The following is a 1,096-nucleotide window of genomic DNA, read 5'->3' as shown; positions in this document are numbered from 1 at the left end:
GTCCTGGTGCAGCAGCTTGGTCGTGCCGCCATCCTGCGCCTCGATGCGCAGCAGCCGGAAGCCGTTGATTTCGCCCTGGCTCTCGCAGCCATCGGCGTTGTTCATGCCCAACTCGTCGAGCCGGAACTCGAGCGGTGGGTCGACCGGAGTGAAGATCGGGCGCGGATTGACCGCCATCCGGTGCGGATCCGCCGAAAGCTCGGTCACCGGGTTGAAACCCGCGGTGATGCCGCGGTTGGCGTCCAACTCGGCCTGGCTGACAATGGATTCGCCTTTTTGCCGGGCCTGAAGGCGCACCGCATCCAGTTTGGCATTCTCGTCCTCAAGCCGGACCCGGATCGGCGTGCCCTTCAGAAAGCTGTCGGTGCTCGTGTCGATGTAGTAGCGGTTGGCATAGGGAAAGCCCGATCCATCCTGCACGCCATATTCCTCGAAAGCGAAGACGCTGCCGTCCTTGGTGAAGCCGAGGATCTCAAGTTCAGCGACATCGCCGGCATGAGCCGCGATCGAGGTCGCAAGCTGTGCAAGCAGGCCAACGGCAAACAGAAAGAGCATTCGCATCGGTCTTCACCCCCATGATCGTTTCAATCCCCTAGCACGACGGAATCAAAACGTCGTGCGGTGCGAAAGCCGATGCATCCAATCGGCCCGTCATTTGTTATTCTCGGCAGTCCCAATGGAGAACCACCATGACCGACACCAGCAAAATTCGTGAGCATATGGAAGTCGTCGGCGCCGATGGCGTGCATGTCGGCACTGTCGACAAGGTCGATGGCCAGCGCATCAAGCTGACCAAGGCCGATAGCGGCGAGGGCGCCCACAAGGGCCATCACCACTACATTCCCCTGAGCCTGATTGCCGAAGTCGACGGCAAGAAGGTCTGGCTGTCGGCGAATTCTGATGTCGCGGTGACGTTCGAGGAAGAAAAGTCCGATCCGGTCTGATTGATCGCTTCACTTCATGCGTGACGACCAGACCGGAAACAGATCGTTTTCGGCAGGCGTCGCGGCATAGACGCCTTGGCTGATGGCGCGCGCCATGGTGGCGCCGGCGGCGGCGTAGAGATCGATTGCTGCATCGGCGGAGAGTTCGATAC

Annotated in this window: 2 protein-coding genes and 1 pseudogene; 1 reads left to right on the top strand and 2 read right to left on the bottom strand. The window is 60.5% G+C overall.

Annotation, left to right across the window (positions count from 1 at the left end; genetic code table 11):
* A partial coding sequence (locus EN991_RS37340) for a DUF2259 domain-containing protein (RefSeq protein ID WP_127370579.1) occupies positions 1–561 on the bottom strand: 561 nt, incomplete at its 3' end.
* A gap of 128 nt (positions 562–689) precedes the next feature.
* Here EN991_RS37340 and EN991_RS37335 point away from each other — a divergent pair.
* Positions 690–944, top strand: coding sequence for a DUF2171 domain-containing protein (locus EN991_RS37335; protein ID WP_013532118.1), 255 nt, complete (start codon positions 690–692; stop codon positions 942–944).
* 9 nt (positions 945–953) lie between these two features.
* Here the strand turns inward: EN991_RS37335 and EN991_RS41440 are convergent.
* Positions 954–1,096, bottom strand: a pseudogene (locus EN991_RS41440) (peptidase T4); the annotation flags it as partial.

Origin of the sequence: Mesorhizobium sp. M7A.F.Ca.US.005.03.2.1 (assembly GCF_003997795.1) — a bacterium.
Taxonomy (GTDB): domain Bacteria; phylum Pseudomonadota; class Alphaproteobacteria; order Rhizobiales; family Rhizobiaceae; genus Mesorhizobium; species Mesorhizobium ciceri.
The sequence above is the reverse complement of the archived record's forward strand: the minus strand, read 5'-3'. Positions and strand labels throughout refer to the sequence as shown.